This window comes from Vibrio pomeroyi, assembly GCA_041879425.1.
In the GTDB taxonomy this organism is placed as follows: domain Bacteria; phylum Pseudomonadota; class Gammaproteobacteria; order Enterobacterales; family Vibrionaceae; genus Vibrio; species Vibrio pomeroyi_A.
This window is the reverse complement of sequence record CP090855.1, coordinates 934,504-957,122: the sequence shown is the minus strand read 5'-3', so window position 1 is coordinate 957,122 and position 22,619 is coordinate 934,504. Positions and strand designations below refer to the sequence as shown.

Here is a 22,619-nt window from a genome sequence, read left to right as displayed (position 1 = left end):
ACCTTACTTAAATCAGAATCAGAGATATCTGAGGAATAAATACAATCAGCGTTAACGCTAACATCATGGCTAAGAAGAACGGGATAATGGCTTTAGAAAGTTTCTCTACAGAGACCCCTGAAACGCTCGAGCCAACAAATAAGTTTAGACCCAGAGGAGGAGTGATAAACCCGATAGCCAATGTCACCACCATGATGATGCCGATGTGTACTGGGTTGAAACCGAATAGCATGGCCACTGGAACCAAGATTGGCGTCAGAATAATGATTGCCGCAACGGTCTCCATGAAGCAGCCGACAACGAGCAGTAGTGCTACCATCAAGATAATAAAGATCACCTTGCTATCAGAGAACTCAAGCATCGCGTTAGCAATTTGTGTTGGAATTTGCTCAAGTGCTAAGTACTTACCAAAGGCAGTCGCGGTACCCACAATCAACAACACAATCACGGAAGTAATCACCGATTTAGTGAAGATTTTTGGTAAGTCTTTAAAGGTAATTTCTTTGTAGGCGAATAAGCTCACAATAAGGCCATAAACCACCGCTACTACACTTGCTTCTGTTGGGGTGAAAATACCGCCGTAGATACCACCAAGAATGATTACTGGGATAAGAAGTGCGAGTTGAGCGTGTTTAAATTGAGCCCACACCTCTTTCCAGCTAAATGGTTCGTCTGATCCTTTGTAGCCTTTTTTCTTAGAGTAGATGTATGCCCAAGCCATCAAACAAAGCGATACCAAGATGCCTGGGATGATGCCTGCAATGAATAAGTCGCCAATTGATACGCCTGCAGATACGCCGTACATCACCATTGGGATACTTGGTGGAATCATGACACCAATCGCACCAGCTGCTGTGACAACCGCGGTTGCAAAGCCCTTGTCGTAGCCGTACTTGATCATCGCTGGAATCATGATGCCGCCAACCGCTGCTACCGTAGCTGGGCCAGAGCCCGAGATAGCAGCGAAGAACATACATGTAATGATTGAAGCAATCGCGAAGCCACCCGTGATGTTTTTCACTAATGAGTTAGCAAAGTTCACCAAACGTTGCGAGATACCGCCGCTGCCCATGATGTCACCCGCTAAGATGAAAAATGGTACTGCCATAATTGGGAAAGAATCGACAGAGGTGATTAAGGTACTCACAAGAAAATCAACGCTTAAGGTGCCGGTTGAAATAATGGTGAGTAGCGTTGCCATACCCAATGAGATAGCAATGGGCACAGAGGCAATAACGAGTAGTGCGAAAGTCGCAAACAAAATAAATACTGACATGATTACCTCCTATTTCGCTGTTTTGATGTCATCAGTGGTGGATACCATCTGTTGAATCAACCTGATTGATGTCAGTGCAAAGCCTACTGGGCCAGCTAGATAAACGATCCACATTGGCAACCCAAGTGCTGGTGATGTTTGACCTAGGTAATATAGGTTCGCCACCATTTGCGTTGATTTAAATAAAATAACAACAGAGAATGCTAAGAAGACGAAGTCCGAAAATAGGCTTAGGTACTTTTTTTCCTTCTCATCAATTAACATTGCTATGGCTTCTATTTTTATGTGGCTCTTTTTCGCGACAGCAAAGCTGATACCGATATAAACTAACCAAATGAAACAATAGCGAGCTAACTCTTCAGTCCAAGCAATTGAATAATCGAATGTTCTGGATACTACTTGTAAGAATATTGCCGCTGTCATAATAACGAGCAGTATTACGGCTATCGTATTTTCAAAATACTTATCTAACCAATTCAACATAATAAGGTTCCTTGTTCACTTATTAATTAGACCTATTACTTGTTTATTATTTATTAATGATAGTTATTGAGGGTTAATCATTAAAATAGTCAGTATTAATAATGTAATGGTCTAAATGTTAAGTGATGGCTTAAGTTACTGAGCAGCTAATTCGTTTTCAGCTTTTTTAATTTGTTCTTGGAAAGCGGAGACAACATCTTTGCCAATGATTGGTGTGTATTTCTCAATAACGGGCTTAGTCGCTTCTTGGAAGCCAACCAGTGCTTCAGGTGTTAGCGTTACGACTTCCATGTTTTGTTTAATAACATCCAAGCTTTCAAGATTGACTCGACGGTTAACTTGACGCTCGTAGTCGCCAGCATCAATAGCGGCTTGGCGCAGAACCCTTTGATCGTGACGGCTTAGTTTGTTCCATGTCGCTTGGCTAACAATTAAAGCCAATGGTGTGTATACATGGCCTGTGTTTGATAAGGTTTCTTGTACTTCGAACAAGTTGTTTAGTGCGATATTCGGATATGGGTTTTCTTGCCCATCAACTGTGCCTTGCTGTAACGCTGTGAACAATTCGTTGAAAGCCATCGGCGTTGGGGTTGCGCCCATCGCTTTCCATGCGTCTAGGTGAAGTGGGCTCTCCATAGTACGGATCTTTAGGCCTTTCACATCTTCAATCGATTTCACAGCACGACGTGAATTAGTGACATGACGGAAGCCATTTTCCCAGAAATCCAGGCCGACTAAGCCTTTTGACTCCAGTCTTTTCAGCATGTCGTCACCAAATTCGCTGCGTAGCACTTTATCTGCGACATCTTCACTGGTGATCATAAAGGGAAGGTCGAACACATTGTATTCAGGGTAGAAGTTAGCCAGTGGACCCGTCGATGGAATAGATACGTCAAGTGTTCCTAATTGCAGCATTTCAATCGCCGCACGGTCATCACCTAATTGCGCTGAAGGGTATATATCCACCTTCAGTTCAGTAAATTTCTCAACAATTTCTTTAAACTTAGCAGCACCATCATAGATAGGGTGTTTGTTATTAGAGCTCATGCTGAAACGTAATGTTTGAACTTGAGATTCACCTGCTGCAATACTCGATTGGTTATTTCCTTGAGAATTTGTAGCAATAGCTGCACCAATGATTGAGGCGACAAACACCCCACCAATGGCTAGAATTTTTCCGGTTCTAGACATAGTCGTACCTGATTAATTTATTATTTATATAAAGTGTACGTTACATACACCTGTAGGGTTAATTAAGTTGCTTGGATATTTTCTGACAATATTCAGTAATAACAGGAATTAACTCCGTCATTCTTTCGTCAGACATGTATTCTTTAATGCTGGTTACTGATATAGCCGCAATAATATTGTTATATTTATTTCTTATTGGTACAGCAACGCAACGTACAAGGTCTTCGTTATCTTCTAAGTCATAGCTATAGTCATGCTTAGAATATTCATTCATTCTTTTTAGCATCGACTCGACGTCATGATTAGTTTGCGATGAAATAAGTCGAATCCATTCCATCTTTGGCATATCAATCATTAACGCTTTTCCAATCCCTGTTGCAGACATTGGCAGTCGGTCTCCCACTTGAGATCGCAGTTGAATTGCACGCTCTCCCGGGATTTTATCTAGGTAGAAGATTTGATCCTCATCTTTGATGCCTAGATGGACGGTATCTTTAGTTTGAGCAGCAAGTTCGCGAATAAAGGGTTTCGCAATTTCTTTGAGAGGCATGTCTTGTTGGGCGCGGATACCAAGTTGAATCATTTTAGTACCTAGCACTAGACCAATCCCTTTCACTTCTCGGATATAGCGAGCTTCAATAAGGCCTTGGATAATTCTGTGCACCGTAGATTTCGGCAGCTGCAAATATTCACACACATCTTTCAGTTGTCGATTACCTTCAGCGATCGAGTCGATGACCGCGATTGCTTTTACCAATGCTTGATTACCTTGTAATTTGCTCATAAAACCGCCTCTCGTTGTATGAGAGAAATATAGCGAGAGTTTGGTATTGATAATGTGATAACTATCAACATTCCACTTTGTGAAACAATAGTCCCACATTGTGGAATTCTTTAGTTTGGATATAAATACTTTGCATTTAAAACGGCCACAGTGTCCAATGTCGGTTAAGACAACATTGACTGAAAAACCTTATTTTTTAAGGTGTTAAATAGGAAGTTTTCTGCATGCGTAAATCAGATAAGAAGATCGAAAATCAGATCAGAGACGTGCTAACTGACGTGTGTGAAGATACGTTGAAAGGCTACGATGGTTTTCTTTGGGTGACTCATACGGTCAATTTTTCTTCTTTTCCACAAAGCTTAAAAATCGTCTGTGTGTTCGATACCAATCAAGACCGGACGAATTTTTTAGAAGGAGAGGGCCAACAGCAAGTCTCAATGACCATCCAAATGGCGTTCAGTCAGGTAGGTATTGCATTGAAGAATGTTGATAAACACATCAGCTACGATACACAAGAAAATTGCGACCGTGACCACGAAGGGAAGTGGAATAAAAGGCTTTAAGGAGCTTTATCACAGCGCTAGTTGGAAAGCGAACTGAAGAGACGAAAGCCTACACGAGGTAGGCTTTCAGTAGTTACTTGATTGCAGCACAGAAGCTAACGTCTGAGTGTTGAGTTTGCGGATCGTAGCTGTGGTAAAGCTCAAAGCAAGGTCGGTCTTCGGTTTCTAGGCCGGACTCTATAACCTTACTCATTAGGTCATCCCACGCTTTAGCATATTGGCTTGACTCGGTGATGGTTTGGCGCATTACGGCATATTGTCCGCCGGGAAAATCTTTCAATTCGATCCCACTTGGTACTTCAGTGTCGTCTGACACCATCAAGCAGATGTCAGTACGACATTTATCGTTTGGAGTGATTTCTGGATTGTCATGATAGATAAAGATGCAGCTGTTACCTGCTAACCCTTTCATTTCGGCCCATTGGTAAAGACGACCGCTTGGCTCTTCATAACCTTGTCCGTAAGGGCCAGTCACTCGTACATACGCTAGTTTTGATGGTTCGAATTGTTGCGTTTTCATTGTCATACTCCATGTTGTTCGTTCGGAGTCAGTATATGAATTGCTTGCCACTGCATCGTTTCCATTCTTGCGCAACGTGTGTCCTATCTTGCTATTTCGAGTGAGCTCGCTGAACGCTTGGTAATCTTCACAATCACGGAAGGCACTTGGTGTGACACCAAAGTGTTGTTTGAATGCTTTGGCAAAACTTTGAGAAGACGAGAACCCATAGTCCAATGCGATATTAATAATGGGTTGCTTGGATTTGAAGAGATCATTCGCTGCCGCTTCTAGCCTCAATCGCCGAATGAAATCAGCAAGGGTCTCGCCTTGAACGGCCTTAAAAGTGCGATGAAAGTGGTAGGGTGAAAAGTTGGCTAATGCCGCGACTTCGATTAGGTTGAGCGGCTCGTTAAAGTGCTTCTCTAGATAACGGACAACGGGAATTAGCCGCTTATGATAGTCAACGTACATTGCTTTATTTACCACTCTTTATTGCCATTAATCTTATATAGCTTCAGAGACTAACCTATCCCAATTGAGTTTCAATAGAGTGGCATTGAAACTGAGATTAGATGCAGTAAATCCAATTCCCGCTTTCCATTTTCCTTCGATCAATAAGATTAACTTCTCCCAAACTGAATTGCCTTTTTAGCCATCGTGCGTTCACTGTTCGTTCGATTTAATTCTCATAATGAGAAAAAGTGAAGCAGAGAATCGTGACTCTGGAATACTTAGCTTGTCAGCAAAATTAAGATTACAAGTTTTTAGCTTTCGTTCTAACGTGCTGACTTTACGTATGTATTAGGAGGTATTTTTCGAGGCAAGAGATACTGAGCCGATGGGGGGCTTGATCAATACATGTTTCTAACCGATACTTTTTTCGTATTTTGATTCCTAAATTGACACGTAAGTTGGCTGACTTTTCGTCTCGTATTTTTGAGTAACGACAGTATCGATTAGGAAAACTGAATGATGAACCCCTACATTTTATGGTTACTAGCACTCATTCCATTCTGCCTAACCGCTAGTAACGCTTTTGCTGCCGGTAAAGCGATTGTATTGCCCGGATCGCACCAGCAAGGTGTCGACTTAAGCGATTCGCCAATGTCGGCAACTGATGTCATTGATTGGGAAATCACAAACAATGATATCGTGTTTGGCTCTTATGCAGACAAAGCCGCCAATGAGCGAATTACAGCGATTGGTTACATGTACAACCAAAAGTTGGAGATAAACTCTGGCTGGTTAGAAAATGATCTTCGCAATAACGCAGCGCTAAACGGTGCCAATTATGAAGACTTCTTTCTGCATTTCTCTGAAGACACGGTGATTGCTGAAGTCGACAAAAGCCACGGTGAAAATACCCTTCTTAATCGAAAACCTATGATCGTCGGTTATACCGCAAGTGAAGACCACGCGGGTTTTTGGCTCTATCAACAACCGCCTTGGGATGCGGATGTGTTTGAGAACTTCGAACAAGGCGGTGCGCTTTATGTGTATCACGCAGAGCAGTTCGATAGGCTGACACTAAAGTTCTCTCAATTCGCCTCTGGTGGTCAATTTTGGCTTGAGTATCCAACAGAAGTTGATGCCCATGGGCAGGTATCACAATGGTCTGCGTTGGATCTAAAGAAAGACAAAACCCTCAACATGACCAAGAACCAATCTGTGTTGTGGAACCTTCCATTTGATTGGGTAAGGGCGACAACTCATGATGGCAGTGGCGCTAGCTATGGCGGAGGCCAATATTTCGGTTCTACTTTTGTGCGTGACGGTGGGCGTTTGTATGTGGTGAGAATCCGTTGGCAAGGTGATAACGCCAACGACAGACCGCGCCTTAAAGAAGTGAAGCTTAGAAATAGCTTTCCTGTGGTGAAGCTAACCGATGCGCCTGAAACAACGCCTGATGGGAATGCTATCAACCAGTGGCGTAAGATCCGTGGCTTTGATGTGTCAGCCGATTTGAATCAAGACAACTACTTGTCACCAAGTGAGTATAAAAATCGCACCAATAAAAATGCCACCGCTCGATTTCGTTGGGAGTCGCGCGTGGTGCCATTTGGCCGAATGTGGAGTCAGAGCTCTTCATGGGCGCTAGCTAATGTCGCCAACCTCAATTATCTATCGGCGGTTCACGCTTATTATCAGCAGAACTGGGCAGAGCAGGGGCTAAATGGTGCTTATAACGATGACACCAACAAGCTGCTAGGGGGAAATCAGTTTTATGTTCACTCTGGTGGCACGGTGCAAGAGCTTGGATTGGCGGCGGGTTCTACCGAGGCCGATGATCTTTATAAAGCGCAATTCTCTGCTTTCTTAAAAAGCCTCGCAACTCTCAATAGTGATGCCTTGATAGGCTTGAATATAGGGACAGCCAACTTACTTGGCCGTAACGGTCAATCTCACCTTGTGGAAGCAGGCTCTTTGTATTTTAGGGAGCATTACGTGTTCCCATCGACTGGTTTTAGTGGCTATTCGGGTATCTCCAAGTTTTGGGATAATTCGGCATTGGCGCATGCCGATCAAAGCGTGATTTTTCAGGCGACAACGCGTTTTGGTCGTCTTCAGTTCTTTGGTGGTTCTGAACAAAACTGGCGACAAGACCAATACTCAGCGTTAGCGATCTATTACTTGAATCACCATTCACAACACAGCTATTTCAATCAGTGGAACAATAGTTATGTTTATGGGAGTGACAACACCACAGCGGATAACTTTTGGAAGGGTGGTGTGCCGAAAAATGTCGCTTATCAACCAAGTGCGCTATTGGCGGTCGATTTAGGCGAACCGAGCAATCTCATACCTGAAGGCTTTGAAGCCATTCCCTTGATGCTTTCGACTAGCACGCCTGTGCCAGCGGATTACACCATTGTGGGTGATTCCTCGATGCATGAAATGGTACATGCAGACTTACCTGATGGAATGACTCACGTATTGCCTACGTATACCTATTTCTTGCATCAGTCTGAGCGGTTAGTCGTGGCTGGTGGCCCGGAAGATATGGTGTTGGCGAGAGAGTTTGATAAGGGGCGTGTGTTGTACCGTACAGATTTCCACGGTAAGAGCGCGAGCTTTTATGAGACAGAGAAACTGACGATTGTATTGGACGTGCCGATGAAGCCTGTCGATGCAAACGGCAACGTCGGAGAGTATGTCACGCAAATAGAAATAGGTGGCTATGAAGGGCTGTTCTTACTTTATTAGGACGGTATTGAAAGTGGTGTTAATTATTTAGAGGGCTTCTTTTCGGGAAAGCCCTGACCATGAAATCGAAGCTAGGTTCTTGAGATTAGCTTATTGTTTTTGCACTGCTTGAACTCTTTGGCGATCCATGACTTTTCATTCAAACCATTGTCGATTAGGGCAAAGAGATAACCATCAACCTTGCTTGAAGCGGTTGGGTATTCTTGAAATACATGCTTGGGATAGCCCGGGTAATTCGTTTCATATTTGCTGTCTAGTTGCTTGCCTAGCTCTCGCCATTTGACGAATAGTTCAGAAGACGAGGTTGGCTTTTTGTATTGGCCTAAAATCCGATGATGATGGACTAATGCCACTTTGGCGCAGTGGTTGGTTTGTACTACCTTCTGTATGAGCTCTGCCTGTGTCTCGCTTATTGTTTTCGCTAATGCATTTTCTTGCTCGATGCGCTCACCAAAGGTTTCAGCGTACGTAGAAAAGATAACAGAAATGGGTAATACCAATGCCAAAAGGCGCTTGCAGAACATAACCTAACTCGTTGAATGGATTCATGACTATTATGCCGTTGAGTAACAATATTATTAACGAATAAACACGCTTAATTGTAAGAATTATTTTTATCGAGTGGATTAATAAATGCTTTCTGTTTTATTTCATTCGCTAGGTGAATGATTTGCTTGTTCTGCTGGGATAACGGTTTTCAACGACCTTAATTTAATTGGAATATGAGCGGTTAGAGATGTTGGATATCGATCGAGTGGTAAGGAAAACCGATCGCTTTTGCCGCATTCAACAGCGCCTGTTGAGTCTTAAATACTCTGGGTTGCATCTTTCTATCAGATTCAAGAAAACTGTTCACACCCCACTGATTGCTTTTCACCATTAAGTAATAGCCATTCGCACAAGGTGAAACAACCCCAATAGCTGCTTTCAAATCGCCACGACTAAAGTGATTCTTAAATTCGCGTAATACCATATCAATGTCCCTATTCGATGATGAAAAAAGGGAGCGAATCGCTCCCTAGTTAAAGTGGTTATTAATGATTACAAGAATGCGCGGTATGGCAGTTCTGGGTCATTTTTGAAGATGTCAGCAAAGCCGCGGAAGTGTTGGTAGTGCATGCGACCTTTGTCTGTTGGGTAAGTGTATTTACCGCCTACTTGCCAGAAGAAAGGAGCGAATCCGTATTGCAGGCGTTCTTTCTTCATGTTCCACAGCATTTCGATTTCACGTGGGTCGTTTTGGAAGTTTGCCCAAATGTCGTGGTGGAACGGAACAACCACTTCACAGTTCAAAGACTCAGCAGCACGAAGAATGTCTGAAGATGTCATTTTGTCTGTTACGCCACGTGGGTTCTCACCGTAAGAAAGCAGTGCAACGTCAATCTTGTGGTCATTGCCGTGTTTAGCGTAGTAGTTTGAGTAGTGAGAGTCACCAGAGTGGTAAACAGAGCCGCCAGTTGTTTCTACTAAGTAGTTCACTGCGCGGTCATCCATGCCGTCTAGGATTTCTTTGTCTATAGAAGAAGTTCCTTCTGGTAGTGTTACAAGTGCAGTACGGTCAAACGCATCCAGAACCTTAATGTTCACGTCTTTGATTTTGATCTCGTCGCCAACCTTAGCAATAACACAACGATCTTCTGGCACACCCCATTTCATCCATAAATCAACACACGCTTTAGGACCAATGAATTTAACGTGGTCGCCGCAGTTTTGTAGAACCGCCGCTGCAACGTTGATATCAATGTGGTCGCCGTGGTCATGAGATGCCATAACTGCATCGATCTCTTTGATAGCGAAAGGGTCCAATGGGAAGATCGCGGTACGTAGGTTTGGTTGAAGTGCTTCCACACCGCCCATACGCATCATTTGGTGCTGGTTTTTCATTTTTTGTACGGCTTGTGTTTTTTTACCAGTACCACACCAGAAGTCCATTGATAGGTTTGCACCTTCTTCTGATTTTAGCCAAATACCTGTACAACCCAACCACCACATAGAAAACGTGCCCGGTTGCACAACCGTTTGTTCAATCTCTTCATTTAACCATGTGCCCCACTCAGGGAATGTATTTAGGATCCAAGACTCGCGAGTGATTTCGTTTACATTGCTCATGATAATACCTTTTATTTCAATAATTTGATTAATTTTGGATGTAGGGAGCCGAGCGCCTTAATTTGGATTAAGGCACTGAGCTGAATTTATTATTATTGGGAGGGCAGTTTGCCCTGTGATTTAAACTAAGATGACTTGCGTCCCTTGAGCTTCAATCTGCTTAACAACTTCTGGATTGGCGTCTTTACCGGTGATGACGATGTCTATTTGCTTGGTATTGCAAAAGAGCATTCCGGTGCGTTGTCCAACCTTTGAACTGTCGACCACCACCACGAGTTTATCGACCTGTTCAAGCATTTGCTGTTCAGCGACGGCTGTTAACATGTCGGCTTTGTATAGCCCCGCGTCAGTTAAGCCTTTGCCTGAAGTGAACATCCAGTTTCCTGCATAACCGCCTAGTGAATTAGGGGCTGGATTCAAAAAGATGTTCTGCGCTTTGTTGTATTGACCGCCAATGATGATGACATCGTCATGATCCTCGTTGATCAAGTAGCTTGCGAGTGGGAAGTAGTTCGTTACGATTTGAACGTCATCCCCACATAACTGTTGGCCAAGTAGAAAAGCTGTAGAACCGCAGTTGATTACAACTGTATCACCCGACTGACAAAGTCCGGCTGCTGCTTGCGCAATCTCAGCTTTCTCTTCATAGAACTCAGTGCTGTTGATATTGAGTGGTGACCACTTTCTCTTCTGATTCTCTACTCGTTCAGCGCCATTTCGAACTTTTCTAAGTCGGCCAACTTCATCTAATTTAGCGATGTCACGCCTTGCAGTAGCAGGTGAAACACTAAATTTATCAATAATATGTGAGACGTTTATTGTCTGCATATCTTCTAACAGCGACACGATGCCGTTATGTCTTTGTACTTCATTCATATTTATCACTCTTTATGTCGTTGTGACAATTTGATGATTACTTTTGATTTGTTTTGATTCTAATAATCACCATCATGATTGTCAAACCACATTGCTATAAAAACTAGATCTTAATCACAATGATTTATAAGTCATTGATTTTATTTAATTTGTTGTTTTTTGGTGTGATCCGAAGCTCAATTAGGCACATTCTGGGTGTGGTTAATTGATATAAATCAAAGTAATCACAAGTGAGCATTGAATGATTACTTTTGATTGGTAAAGTCTAGTTCGTGAGCAAAACTAGACATCATCACATCCTACATACCATTAAAATTAAAAATTAATCAGGGGTAAAGATATGGAATTCTTATATGATATTTTCTATATTTTTTACAGTCAGGTAATGACCAAAGCACCGTTGCTACTCGGTCTTGTTACTTGTCTGGGTTACATTCTACTCAAGCGTGACGCAACAACTATTATCTCCGGCTCTATTAAAACCATCGTTGGTTTCATGATAGTGCAGGTAGGTGCTGGAACATTGGTAGCGGGTTTTAAACCGGTTATCGAGAAAATGAGTGAAATACATGGATTGACAGGGTCGGTGATTGACCCGTACACATCCATGATGTCCACCATGGAAACCATGGGCGACAATTACTCTTGGGTTGGTTATGCCGTATTACTGGCACTTGGGCTCAACATTCTACTGGTTGCCTTCCGCCGTATTACTGGTATCAGAACCATCATGTTGACGGGACATATCATGTTCCAACAAGCTGGCCTAATTGCTGTTTTCTACTTCGTGCTTGGCGCAGGTATGTGGGAAACCATCATCTATTCTGCAATATTGATGGCGTTGTACTGGGGTATCTCGTCAAACATCATGTTCAAGCCCACTCAAGAAGTGACTGGCGGAGCGGGTTTCTCGATAGGTCACCAACAACAGTTTGCGTCATGGGTAGCCACCAAGGTTGCTCCTAAGCTTGGCGACAAGAATGACAGTGTCGACCACATTAAACTGCCTAAATGGCTGCACATTTTCCACGATAGCATTGCAGCGACAACGCTCGTAATGACGGCTTTCTTTGGCATCATTCTTCTTTCGTTTGGTCTTGATAACCTTCAAGACATGGCAGGTAAAACACACTGGTTTATCTACATTTTCGAAACTGGTTTGAAATTCGCAGTAGCGATTCAAGTTATCGTCACCGGCGTTCGTATGTTCGTAGCGGAATTGTCCGAGGCCTTTAACGGTATTTCTCAACGTCTTATTCCTAACGCTGTGTTAGCAATCGATTGTGCAGCTATCTACGCATACTCTCCAAACGCAATGGTGTTCGGCTTCATGTGGGGTGCGGTTGGTCAATTCACCGCTGTTCTTGCAATGTTAGCGTTTGACGCACCAATCATGATCATCCCTGGCTTTATTCCAATGTTCTTCTCGAACGCAACCATCGGCGTGTTTGCTAACCACTTTGGTGGCTGGAAAGCAGTAATGAAGATTTGTTTCGTTATGGGCATCATCGAAGTGGTTGGTTCTGCTTGGGCAATCCACATCTTTGCTCAATCTGGTACTGAGTTTAACGGCTGGATGGGTATGGCTGACTGGGCTCTGGTATTCCCACCTATCATGCAAGGTATCTCAAGCTCTAGCATGTTCTTCTTTGTGATTTTGGCTTTGGCTGGCATCTACATGTACTTCGCTTCTAAGCAACTACGAGCTGAAGAAGACGCAGAAGCTGCCGCTGAAACAATGACCGCAGTAACACCTGAGGGCATTGAGGTTGAAGTCGCGGTTCCACAACAATCGACAGCAACTGCTCAAGCTCCATCTGCTTCTACAACGGCAGCTGATCAGAAACCGGTTCGTGTCTTAGTGTGCTGTGGTTCAGGGCAAGGTTCTTCAATGATGTGCTCTAAGAAAATCAAAGAGTACTTGGATAAGAAAGGCATCCCAAGCTCGACCTTTAACAGCGCCATCACCGATTACAAATCGCACCTTGGTTCATTCGACATCATCGTTACTTCGGTTGCTCTTGCAGCGAAGATCACGGGCCTGCCGGAAGGTAAGCAACAGTTAGCGGTTAAGAACATGATTATGGTGAAAACTTTCGGCGACGAGCTTGTTTCCATCATCGAGAACAACTTCCATAAATAATGATAAACGGCTCAGTGGTACCGCACTGCTGAGCCAATAAAAACAATTATATAAGTGAGCAATAACATGAACTTAAAAGAATCTCTTATCAAGAATAACTCTATCCTCCTGAACGCAAAAGCAACTGACTGGAAAGCGGCGATCAAGCTGGGTACTGACGCATTGGTTAAAGCCGGTGTTGCTGAAGAGCGTTACTACGACGCGATTACCAAAGCGATTGGTGAAGAAGGCCCTTATATCTGTATTCACGATGCGTTCGCACTGCCGCATTGCCGCCCTGAAGATGGTGTGATTCGTACCGGTTTTGCGTTAACCGTGCTGGAAACCCCGATTACTTTTGAAGGTGTTGATGAGCCTGTTGATGTGTTGATCACGTTAGCGGGTAAAGATTCAGAAGAGCACATCGAAGGCACCATGCAAGTGGCGAACTTGATTGAATTTGATGAAGACTTCTCAAAACTTCGCGCATGCAAAAGCCCAGAAGAAGTGGCGCGTTTAATTGATGCTGCGTTACTGCAAGCGGAAGCAGCGTAAGGAGACAACTATGTCTAAATATAGCCAACTGAAACAACGCGTCTTAGAAGCCAATTTGCAGCTTCCGAAGTATGGTTTGGTGACATTCACTTGGGGCAATGTCTCTGAGTTTGACCGTGCTAATGGCGTGATAGCGATTAAGCCATCAGGTGTCGAATACTGCGATATGACAGCTGAAGATATGGTGGTCGTCGATCTAGAAGGCAACATTGTTGAAGGGAAACTGAATCCTTCAAGTGATACCGCAACTCATTTAGAGCTTTACAAAGCTTTCCCTGAGGTCAGTGGCATTGTTCACACGCATTCACGCAGTGCCACTATTTGGGCGCAAGCCGGTATCGATATTCCAGCCTTGGGCACCACTCATGCGGACTATTTCTACGGTGACATCCCATGTACACGTCGATTGTCTCACTCTGAAATTGCTGAAGAGTACGAGAAAAATACTGGCTTGGTGATCATTGAAGAGTTCAAGCAGCGTCGAATCGATCCAATGGCCGTTCCCAGCGTTATTGTTGCAGGACATGCGCCTTTCTCTTGGGGCAAAGATGCCAACGATGCGGTTCACAACGCGGTGGTATTAGAAGAAGTTTCTGCAATGGCGTTGGCAACGCGCACCTTGAATAGCGGCATCAAAATTCAGCCAGAACTATCCGACAAACACTACTTACGTAAGCACGGTGAAAATGCTTATTACGGCCAACAGTAAATCGGCTTTTTGTTTAAATAAGCCGTTTAAGTAAGCCGCTTAACGAGCTTCGACTCTAAGTAGTTTCAATATTGATTAGGCCCGACTTCAGGGAATAAGTGAGAGGACTCTATGTATAAAGTGCTGGCGTTAGATCTCGATGGAACCGTGTTAAAGGATGATCACACGATTCATCCAGAACTGAAAAAGGCGATCCAAGAAGCCAAACAAAGTTGTCATGTCGTGATTGTGACTGGTCGACACCACACAGCAGCACGACCTTATTACTACGAATTGGGGTTAGATACGCCAATCATCTGCTGTAACGGCACTTATGTTTATGACTATCAAACTGAAACGGTACTGACTCAAAACGCGATAGATAAAGACAAAGCGCTGACCTTCATCGATATGGCAGATGAGTTTCAGCTCAAAATGGTCATGTACATCACGCATGCCATGACGTACTCACACTACAACCCATTTGCCTACATGTTGGCATTGGAAAGTTGGGCAGAAACGGCACCAGAGCAACATCGCCCTCAAATTTACCAAGTGGAATCATTCATTGAAACGGCTCAGCAAGCCGAACACGTTTGGAAGTTTGTGGTGGAAGGTAGCCAAGACTCAGTAGACCGTTTAATGCAACACCCATGGATAGAAGAGAACTTCAACGGTGAGCGTTCTTGGTCAAACCGAATCGACTTTGCTGCAAAAGGTAACAGTAAGGGCCTACGCCTTGCTGAATACATCACAGAACTCGGTTATCAAGCCGATGACGTCATTGCCGTCGGTGACAACCATAACGATATATCCATGCTCAAGTACGCCGGATTAGGTGTAGCGATGCTCAATGCTGATGACATCGTCAAGTCACACGTTCAATGCGTGTGCTCAACAGATAACAACCATGATGGCTTAGCCCGTCTAATACGTGAACAAATTAAAGGATAACAACATGACTAAACCAATGATTCAGATCGCCCTAGACCAAACAAACCTTCCTGCTGCAATTGAAGTGGCAAACAACGTTGAAAGCTTTGTTGATGTGATTGAAGTGGGCACTATTTTGGCGTTTGCAGAAGGGATGACGGCGGTTTCTACGCTTCGTAAGAATCACCCAGACCATATCCTTGTGTGCGACATGAAAACAACAGATGGTGGCGCTATTTTGGCTCGTATGGCATTCGAAGCGGGCGCTGATTGGATTACCGTTTCTGCTGCTGCACACATCGCAACCATTGGTGCATGTAAGAAAGTTGCTGATGAATTTAACGGTGAAATCCAAATCGAAATTTATGGTAACTGGACAATGGACGATGCTCAATCTTGGGTCGACCTAGGTATCTCTCAAGCTATCTATCACCGTTCTCGTGACGCTGAATTAGCCGGTGTGGGTTGGACAGAAGAAGATCTTGTGAAGATGCGTGCATTGTCTGAAATGGGTATCGAGCTTTCTATCACAGGTGGCATCGTGCCTGAAGACCTATACCTATTTGAAGGCATTAAAGCGAAAACCTTTATCGCAGGTCGCGCACTTGCGGGTGACAAAGGTAAAGAAACAGCAGAAGCACTAAAAGCTCAGATCGATCGCTACTGGAACTAGGAGGCGTTATGTATCAAAACTTGTTACGCCACCGTGTAGGGCTTTATGAGAAGGCCCTACCTAACGAACTCAGCTGGGAAGACAAGCTGGTAACAACCAAAGAACTCGGCTTTGATTTTCTTGAGATATCGGTCGATGAATCAGACGAGCGCCGTAGCCGTTTGGATTGGAATGACGAGGAAGTGTATGCCTTACGTCGTCTGTGTGAAAAGCATGGTGTACCACTGCAATCCATGTGTTTAAGTGCGCATCGCAAGTTCCCATTTGGTTCCGCAGATCCGGTGATTCGTGAGCAAGCGGTTATCCATATGGAGAAGGCGATCTCTTTGGCTTACAAATTGGGTATTCGTACCATCCAACTGGCTGGATATGACGTTTACTACGAGCCTGCTGATAAAGTCACTCACCAGAGGTTCATTGAAGGAATGAAGCTTTCGGCACAGTTGGCTGAAAGATCGGGCGTAATGCTTGCTGTGGAAATCATGGACACCGATTACCTGAACTCTTTGAGTAAGTTCGAAGTGCTGAGTCGTGAAGTCAATTCACCGTATTTCACGGCGTATCCGGATGTGGGCAATATCTCTGGTTGGAATTACGACATAGTGACTGAGCTCAAACTGAGTAAGCCTCATATCACTCAGATCCATCTCAAAGACACGTATAAAGTGACTGACGAGTACAAAGGGCAATTCCGAGACTTAGTGATTGGTGATGGTGAAGTTGACTTCAATGCCATTTTTGAAACGTTGAAAGAGACTGAGTGCGTTGTACCACTCGTGATCGAGATGTGGGCTCAAGATGAACGCTGGAAAGAGAATATACTCACGGCACAAAAACGCTTGAATGAAGTGTGTGTTCAAGCGGGTGTTCCGATGTTGTTTGACCACTAGCTCTACTTAGAATGCTTAACGAGTTTCTCTTTACGTTCTCCATGTTCCTAACGAAAAGAGAAAATGCAGCATATTGCCCCCAATATGCTGCATTTTTATATCAACATGTCTCTCTAAACTTTTGAAGCTGAGGTTTTGTCAATTTTCAAATAGTGGCTGTTCTTAAACAGCGATCGTCACATGATCACGACCCACTTCAGCCATTTGAATGAGGTAGTCCGTGTGGTATTTCTTCTTGATAACGATTTGGCTACCGATTTCAGCAACAATCTTTACCACTTCTAACGCATCAGAAGGATGCAATGAAGAGTCTTTTGAAATTTCGATATTAACGCCTAAATTTGCCAATTTGATGATGTCGCTAGAATGCATGGTCATGTCCAAGGTATTTGATTTTGGTGGACTATATCATCTTCAATTTATGCATCTCTAGTTCGTTTAAGTAAAAATGGGTGAGATGTGCTCAAAATATGATTTCAATAGTAAAACAACGGCTTTTATTGCATCACTTCGGTTAATTGTCGGATTGTTGAATAAGATCATATTAAGAGGATCATGAATAGGTTTTATCTAGTGCGATTAGTACTATGAGTCTCAAAACAGATGAGAGATTGACGATGCCAAAGTTAGATAAATATAAAGGAATTATTTTTGATCTCGATGGGACTCTGGTCAATTCTATGGTGGCACATGCTCATGCATGGCAACAAACTTGCGAGAAGTTTGGTATTCCCTACGACAAAGAATGGTTAGATCAACTTGGTGGAATGCCATCGAGAAAAGTCACACAAGAGATCCTAAAGCGTTACGACCTAGCACTAGATGCTCGGGAGATTACCTCGGATAAAATCGCCAACTTTGAAGCCATTGAGCACAAAGGTGATGTTATCCCAGAAACCTATGCGCTCTTGCAGCAACAGTATCAATTGAAAAAAATTGGAATTGGCACTGGTGCGCAGGCAAAGCATGCGAGGGCGATTCTCAACACGACGGACATCCCGTCAATGATAGGCACAATAGTGACTTCGGATGACGTAGAAAATCATAAACCTAACCCAGATACTTTTCTGAAAGTCGCTAGGCAGTTAGAGCTTGATCCGACGGATTGTGTGGTATTTGAAGATACGATCATTGGGCAATATGCTGCAACGGCTGCAGGTATGGATTGTTACATGGTCGAGGATGGGCACATAACCCAGTTTGTTCCAGCGAGCTAAACAGAATTTAACGATACAAAAATAACTAGGAAAACAATGAAACAATATCTTATCGCACCTTCGATTCTTTCTGCTGATTTGGCTCGCCTTGGTGAGGACGTAGAACGCGTTCTGGCGGCTGGGGCTGAAGTTATTCATTTTGATGTTATGGATAACCACTATGTACCCAACCTGACTTTTGGTGCGCCAGTATTAAAAGCACTACGAGATTATGGAATTACAGCGCCGATTGACGTGCATTTAATGGCGAAGCCTGTTGATCAACTGGTGCCTCAATTTGCAGAGGCGGGTGCGACGATGATTACGTTTCATGTAGAAGCCTCTGAGCATGTTGACCGTACTTTACAGTTAATCAAAGAGCACGGTTGCCAAGCCGGAGTGGTATTAAACCCTGCAACGCCGTTAAGTCATCTTGATTACATCATGGATAAAGTCGACCTGATATTAGTGATGTCAGTGAACCCTGGCTTCAGCGGTCAATCTTTCATCCCAGCTACGCTCGATAAGCTGCGTTCAATCCGATCACGCATTCATGAATCTGGGCGTGATATTCGCTTAGAAGTCGATGGCGGTGTGAAAGTTAACAACATAAAAGAGATTGCTGAAGCGGGTGCGGATATGTTTGTTGCTGGCTCGGCTATTTTTGATAGTGAAGATTACGGACAAGTTATCGATTCAATGCGATCGGAGTTGGCTCAATTGAATTAAGTTGTGTATCTATTGCCCTACAAAGGCTCGAAGTGTTCTGTGTATCAGGCTTCGGGCTTTCTTTGTATCTAATGGATGTTGATTAAATGAAAAATCACGTGGAATAAGCAGAGGTTTTGAGGCGTTGTTTGGTTGGTGTGCTCTTCAGTTGGAGTTTAGATTTGTGTAATAAAACTACAGTTATTATTGACTTTGGTCACATAACGGCGCAAAATTGACCTCAGATCACATAACGATGAGAACACAGTATGAACGCTACAGTAATCACAAATGAAAACAACGCATCACTAGCAAAACCTTCAGTAATGAATGAAGTTCTATTTTTTGCTAAGTCTACCGTTATCATGGGTGCAATTATCCTACTTGTTGCTTCTGCTTGGGTTTAATTTCTTAAATAAACCCGCGTTAAGTGTGATCAGTGGTGGTGATTAGCCACTCACTGACACAAACTAACATCAGAAGCATTACATCCATTCTCTGTATTTTTTCACTTCTAGGCCAATCAGGCCGAATTTCTCGCTATCGATAACCCCTAAACTTCTTTACTTCTTCAAACCAAGCGACGTATCTAAACCGATGGTTCAAATACGATGTTTCAAGCTCGACCAATACAAAACCACCATCAATAGATACGCAAGTGTAGGCGCAATATAACTCGTGCTCAGCGATATCCCATCAATCAAGCTCGCCTGTCCGAATGGCAAAATAACCCCTCCAATTGAACACATGATTAGAATCGCTGCCCCTTGTGAGCTTTGCTTACTGGACGCATGTAGCGCTTGTGCGTAAATAATAGGGTAGAGAGCTGAATTGCATAGCCCGATGAAAAGCATTAAATAGCCTATCCAAACATGATTTTGATACATCGCAATGGCACTAATCAAAGCTGCAATTACGCAAGACAGTGAGAATAGATAATGTTTGTTTACTGTATTGCCGAACTTTGCGAACAGTACTCTGCCAACAAACATGAATACCCAATAAAGAGCGATGATCTGTGTAGCGGATACCAAACCAAGACCGCCATATTGCTGATCGGCAAGGTACGTAATAGTAAAGGTTCCAAAACTGACCTCGACACCTATGTACAGCAAGAGTACCAACGCTAACTTCATAAACTGCTGATTTTTAATTAAAAGCGTTAACCCTCGCCAAAAGCCTGTCATCTGCTTTGGTTTGATATCTGGGAGCGTCATTTTGCTAAAAAATATCAGCAAGCCGAAGAAGAACAGGGCGATGAGTAAGAACAGATACGAAACTTGATGAGCGGTGTTGTCAACGTTAAAACTTGTCGCTACGAGGATCACAGCGGTAAGTACCAACGGGCCAAGCACAGTGCCAACCGAGTTCGAAGCTGTCGCCACACTTTGACGTATAACGCTCTTATCGGGTGTCGAGAGTAGTGATACGTAAGGTGAACTCACAACTTGAATGGCCGATACTCCTGAAGCCATCAACAAGATACCAAGCAGGGTTGAAATCAGTTGTTCTCCTCGGACCAAATATGCCATGGCTAGGCAGCCGAAAAGGCACCACATCAAGCAGAACTTCAATGTACTTCTATAACCCACTTTCGCCATCACAAAGGACGTTGGAAGCGACACTGTTATTCGCGTAATAAAAAAGGCCATGGGAAAGAGCATTGCCATTTTATAATCGAGAGAGAAAGCTTCTTTGTAATAGGGAATGAGGGAGTTACTTGAAACGGTAATGAGTCCCCAGATAAAAAAGATCAAAGACAGTAAGACCAGTGGGGCATCTTTTAACGGGAATACTTTCATAGTGATTCCTTATCAATAGCGATAAAAAAAGCAGAAGATGATCTTCTGCTTTTCGATTGAGACTTTACGGTGTATTGCCTATTCAGCCGTTAATCACGTACAAAATTGATGTGATGAACATGAATGTTGTATTTCTCAATAATCACTTTGGTCGCATGCATACTTTTGATTCGTTGCTCAGAATCTAAAGCAGCAGCCATTGCTGACTCGTTCTCGTAACTGTGTTGCATCATAAGCAGCAGGTTCTTATGGCTTTCAGCTTCAATCGCTTCAGGCTTATTCAGCGTTAACCCTTGGTTATTCGGAAATGTGCGAATAATAGGCGCGACTTCGTTTTCCATGTATTGGTAGAAGTCTTGTTTTTGATCTTCAGTTAAATCAGCTTCGAAAAAAGCGGTGCGAAAAATTGTCATGGTCGTTTCCTTACAGTTCAAAGCCAGATTGGTTAGCGATAGATTTCAACGTTGCTTTTGCTTGTTTGATATCGTCTAACCAGTTGTCATTTTGAGCCCACATTTCAATCACTAATGGTGCGCTGTAATCAATTTCAGCGAGTATTTTGAAAATAGCAGGGAAGTCGACTTGGCCTTCACCAATAACCAGATCTCGGAACTGACCTTTACAGGTTTCTGAAACTCGTAGCGTGTCTTTAAGGTGAACTTGTACTAGGTGATCGCGGCTCAATTTTAGCTCGGTACACACGTCGTAGTTCCAACCAGAAATATTACCTACGTCTGGGTAAGCCATGAAGTAAGGTGATGGGATTTCACGCTTAAGTACTTCAAACTTGCTCAGAGAGTTAAGGTACGGTGTGTCCATGATCTCCACACCTAACATGATGCCTGCACGCTCCGCCATTTTGGTGGCTTGTTGCATGCCTTCAATAAAGCGAGCGTGAGTTTCAGCCGATTGCGGCTCGTAATACACGTCGTAGCCCGCCATTTGAATGCAACGAATACCCAGTTTGTATGCTAATGAAATCGCCTTCTCCATGATGATCAGCGATTCCGTGCGAATAGCTTCGTCCATAGAGCCAAACGGGAATTTACGATGCGCGCTTAAACACATCGATTGGAAAGGCATTTGGTGCTTTTCACAAAGGCGACGAAGCTCGTAAATTTCTTCATCAGACCAATCTAAACGAGCACGTCGCTCATCGGTCTCATCGACAGAAATTTCTACAAAATCGAAGCCCGCTTCTTTCGCGTGAATCAGGCGCTCTTCCCAAGTAAGGGAAGTTGGCATCGCTTTTTCGTAAATACCTAATCTGAATTTGTTTTTAGAATCAAACATTCTTTTTCCTTAAAAGAGTTGTTGTTCTATACGCGTTGTAATGTCTTGAATTCTGCTAGCAATTTCTTCGTAGCCGAGTGCTTTCATTTTGGGCGTAAGCGACGAGACACTTACCGCGTATACAGGAGATTTGTTCTTGTCAAAAATAGGGACAGCAACACAAGAGATACCCGCTTCGTTCTCTTCATCATCGAGCGCATAACCGCGCGCTTTGATTTTATCGAGAACATCAAAAAACTGAGACTTATCGAGAATCGTATTCTCAGTTAACGGTTTCATAGTGCTGACATTGCGTTGCCAGTAGGTTTCTCGAACGCTCTCTGAGCTGAATGCGAGGTAACATTTACCTGCAGCAGAGCAGTACATTGGTGAATGCAGCCCTATGTAGGTTCGAGTTCTAAAGGCAGAGTTAACAGGTTCGAACTTGTCTTTAAAAATGATGTTGTCAGCATCAAAAGAGAGAAAGTTAACCGTTTCATTCACATCGTCGAGCAGTTCAGATAAGTATGGCTTAACCGTGCCAGTGACATCAGAGTTGATAGCAGCATGTCCTAGCTGAACCAACTTCATTGTTAAGCGATATTCTTTACCTGAACACATTTGAGCAACATAACCAGAGGCTTCAAACGTCGCTAAAATACGGTGGACAGAAGACTTGTTGAAGCCTGTCCCTTCAGACACTTTTTGTAGAGAAACGCCATTCGGGTAGTTCCCAAGGAATTCCAATACGGTCAGTGCTTTAGACAACGATTTAATTTGCTCACTCATATA

General features: G+C 43.4%; 25 protein-coding genes. 11 read left to right on the top strand and 14 right to left on the bottom strand.

Going from position 1 to position 22,619, the window contains the following annotated elements; translation table 11 throughout:
• Positions 1–7: 7 nt before the first annotated feature.
• From L0992_20145 to L0992_20130, 4 genes are all read right to left on the bottom strand, one after another.
• Positions 8–1,276 carry a TRAP transporter large permease gene (locus L0992_20145; GenBank protein XGB70324.1) on the bottom strand — a complete coding sequence of 423 codons (1,269 nt, stop codon included), beginning with the start codon at positions 1,274–1,276 and terminating at the stop codon, positions 8–10.
• A gap of 9 nt (positions 1,277–1,285) precedes the next feature.
• Complete coding sequence (locus L0992_20140) at positions 1,286–1,759, bottom strand: TRAP transporter small permease (protein XGB70323.1); 474 nt, start codon at positions 1,757–1,759, stop codon at positions 1,286–1,288.
• A 135-nt stretch (positions 1,760–1,894) separates the two neighbouring features.
• Positions 1,895–2,950: a TRAP transporter substrate-binding protein gene (locus L0992_20135; GenBank protein XGB70322.1), complete on the bottom strand. Its 1,056-nt coding sequence runs from the start codon at positions 2,948–2,950 to the stop codon at positions 1,895–1,897.
• A gap of 58 nt (positions 2,951–3,008) precedes the next feature.
• Complete coding sequence (locus tag L0992_20130) at positions 3,009–3,734, bottom strand: IclR family transcriptional regulator (protein ID XGB70321.1); 726 nt, start codon at positions 3,732–3,734, stop codon at positions 3,009–3,011.
• Positions 3,735–3,958: 224 nt separating this feature from the next.
• On the opposite strand from L0992_20130, the gene L0992_20125 reads away from it, so the two are divergent.
• Positions 3,959–4,297, top strand: coding sequence for a Fis family transcriptional regulator (locus tag L0992_20125; protein XGB70320.1), 339 nt, complete (start codon positions 3,959–3,961; stop codon positions 4,295–4,297).
• Positions 4,298–4,370: 73 nt separating this feature from the next.
• Here L0992_20125 and L0992_20120 read toward each other — a convergent pair whose 3' ends face one another.
• Entirely contained in the window at positions 4,371–5,270 is a 900-nt protein-coding gene (locus L0992_20120) for an AraC family transcriptional regulator (GenBank protein XGB70319.1), read from the bottom strand.
• A gap of 501 nt (positions 5,271–5,771) precedes the next feature.
• Here L0992_20120 and L0992_20115 point away from each other — a divergent pair.
• Positions 5,772–8,003, top strand: a complete 2,232-nt coding sequence (locus L0992_20115; protein ID XGB70394.1) for a hypothetical protein — start codon at positions 5,772–5,774, stop codon at positions 8,001–8,003.
• Between the two features lie 71 nt (positions 8,004–8,074).
• Here the strand turns inward: L0992_20115 and L0992_20110 are convergent, their stop codons facing one another.
• From L0992_20110 to ulaR, 4 genes are all read right to left on the bottom strand, one after another.
• Positions 8,075–8,527, bottom strand: a complete 453-nt coding sequence (locus L0992_20110) for a hypothetical protein (protein ID XGB70318.1) — start codon at positions 8,525–8,527, stop codon at positions 8,075–8,077.
• Positions 8,528–8,733: 206 nt separating this feature from the next.
• On the bottom strand, positions 8,734–8,976 hold the full coding sequence (locus L0992_20105) for a hypothetical protein (protein ID XGB70317.1): 243 nt from the start codon (positions 8,974–8,976) through the stop codon (positions 8,734–8,736).
• A gap of 68 nt (positions 8,977–9,044) precedes the next feature.
• Positions 9,045–10,112 carry an L-ascorbate 6-phosphate lactonase gene (gene ulaG, locus L0992_20100; GenBank protein ID XGB70316.1) on the bottom strand — a complete coding sequence of 356 codons (1,068 nt, stop codon included), beginning with the start codon at positions 10,110–10,112 and terminating at the stop codon, positions 9,045–9,047.
• A 120-nt stretch (positions 10,113–10,232) separates the two neighbouring features.
• Positions 10,233–10,988, bottom strand: coding sequence for an HTH-type transcriptional regulator UlaR (gene ulaR, locus L0992_20095; protein ID XGB70315.1), 756 nt, complete (start codon positions 10,986–10,988; stop codon positions 10,233–10,235).
• Positions 10,989–11,328: 340 nt separating this feature from the next.
• Between ulaR and L0992_20090 the strand changes: the two genes are divergently transcribed.
• The 6 genes from L0992_20090 (at position 11,329) to L0992_20065 (ending at position 16,849) form a co-directional block, all read left to right on the top strand.
• Positions 11,329–13,131 (top strand): PTS ascorbate-specific subunit IIBC, encoded by a 1,803-nt coding sequence (locus L0992_20090; protein XGB70314.1) that lies wholly within the window; start codon positions 11,329–11,331, stop codon positions 13,129–13,131.
• A 66-nt stretch (positions 13,132–13,197) separates the two neighbouring features.
• Positions 13,198–13,665, top strand: coding sequence for a PTS sugar transporter subunit IIA (locus L0992_20085; GenBank protein XGB70313.1), 468 nt, complete (start codon positions 13,198–13,200; stop codon positions 13,663–13,665).
• 10 nt (positions 13,666–13,675) lie between these two features.
• Positions 13,676–14,374, top strand: coding sequence for an L-ribulose-5-phosphate 4-epimerase (locus L0992_20080; protein ID XGB70312.1), 699 nt, complete (start codon positions 13,676–13,678; stop codon positions 14,372–14,374).
• A gap of 111 nt (positions 14,375–14,485) precedes the next feature.
• Entirely contained in the window at positions 14,486–15,307 is an 822-nt protein-coding gene (locus L0992_20075) for a pyridoxal phosphatase (protein ID XGB70311.1), read from the top strand.
• Between the two features lie 4 nt (positions 15,308–15,311).
• Entirely contained in the window at positions 15,312–15,959 is a 648-nt protein-coding gene (locus tag L0992_20070; protein ID XGB70310.1) for a 3-keto-L-gulonate-6-phosphate decarboxylase UlaD, read from the top strand.
• A gap of 8 nt (positions 15,960–15,967) precedes the next feature.
• On the top strand, positions 15,968–16,849 hold the full coding sequence (locus tag L0992_20065) for an L-ribulose-5-phosphate 3-epimerase (GenBank protein XGB70309.1): 882 nt from the start codon (positions 15,968–15,970) through the stop codon (positions 16,847–16,849).
• A 162-nt stretch (positions 16,850–17,011) separates the two neighbouring features.
• Here the strand turns inward: L0992_20065 and L0992_20060 are convergent, their stop codons facing one another.
• On the bottom strand, positions 17,012–17,221 hold the full coding sequence (locus L0992_20060; protein ID XGB70308.1) for a hypothetical protein: 210 nt from the start codon (positions 17,219–17,221) through the stop codon (positions 17,012–17,014).
• A gap of 245 nt (positions 17,222–17,466) precedes the next feature.
• Here L0992_20060 and L0992_20055 point away from each other — a divergent pair, with 245 nt between their 5' ends.
• The 3 genes from L0992_20055 to L0992_20045 all read left to right on the top strand — a co-directional run bounded on the left by L0992_20055 (position 17,467) and on the right by L0992_20045 (position 19,160).
• Positions 17,467–18,066 carry a beta-phosphoglucomutase family hydrolase gene (locus tag L0992_20055; GenBank protein ID XGB70307.1) on the top strand — a complete coding sequence of 200 codons (600 nt, stop codon included), beginning with the start codon at positions 17,467–17,469 and terminating at the stop codon, positions 18,064–18,066.
• A gap of 36 nt (positions 18,067–18,102) precedes the next feature.
• Complete coding sequence (gene rpe / locus L0992_20050; GenBank protein ID XGB70306.1) at positions 18,103–18,774, top strand: ribulose-phosphate 3-epimerase; 672 nt, start codon at positions 18,103–18,105, stop codon at positions 18,772–18,774.
• Between the two features lie 248 nt (positions 18,775–19,022).
• Entirely contained in the window at positions 19,023–19,160 is a 138-nt protein-coding gene (locus L0992_20045) for a hypothetical protein (GenBank protein ID XGB70305.1), read from the top strand.
• Positions 19,161–19,355: 195 nt separating this feature from the next.
• Here L0992_20045 and L0992_20040 read toward each other — a convergent pair whose 3' ends face one another.
• From L0992_20040 to L0992_20025, 4 genes are all read right to left on the bottom strand, one after another.
• On the bottom strand, positions 19,356–20,555 hold the full coding sequence (locus L0992_20040; GenBank protein ID XGB70304.1) for an MFS transporter: 1,200 nt from the start codon (positions 20,553–20,555) through the stop codon (positions 19,356–19,358).
• 89 nt (positions 20,556–20,644) lie between these two features.
• Positions 20,645–20,968: a hypothetical protein gene (locus L0992_20035; GenBank protein XGB70303.1), complete on the bottom strand. Its 324-nt coding sequence runs from the start codon at positions 20,966–20,968 to the stop codon at positions 20,645–20,647.
• A gap of 10 nt (positions 20,969–20,978) precedes the next feature.
• Positions 20,979–21,848, bottom strand: coding sequence for an L-ribulose-5-phosphate 3-epimerase (locus tag L0992_20030; protein ID XGB70302.1), 870 nt, complete (start codon positions 21,846–21,848; stop codon positions 20,979–20,981).
• A gap of 9 nt (positions 21,849–21,857) precedes the next feature.
• Entirely contained in the window at positions 21,858–22,616 is a 759-nt protein-coding gene (locus L0992_20025) for an IclR family transcriptional regulator (protein ID XGB70301.1), read from the bottom strand.
• Positions 22,617–22,619 lie beyond the last annotated feature (3 nt).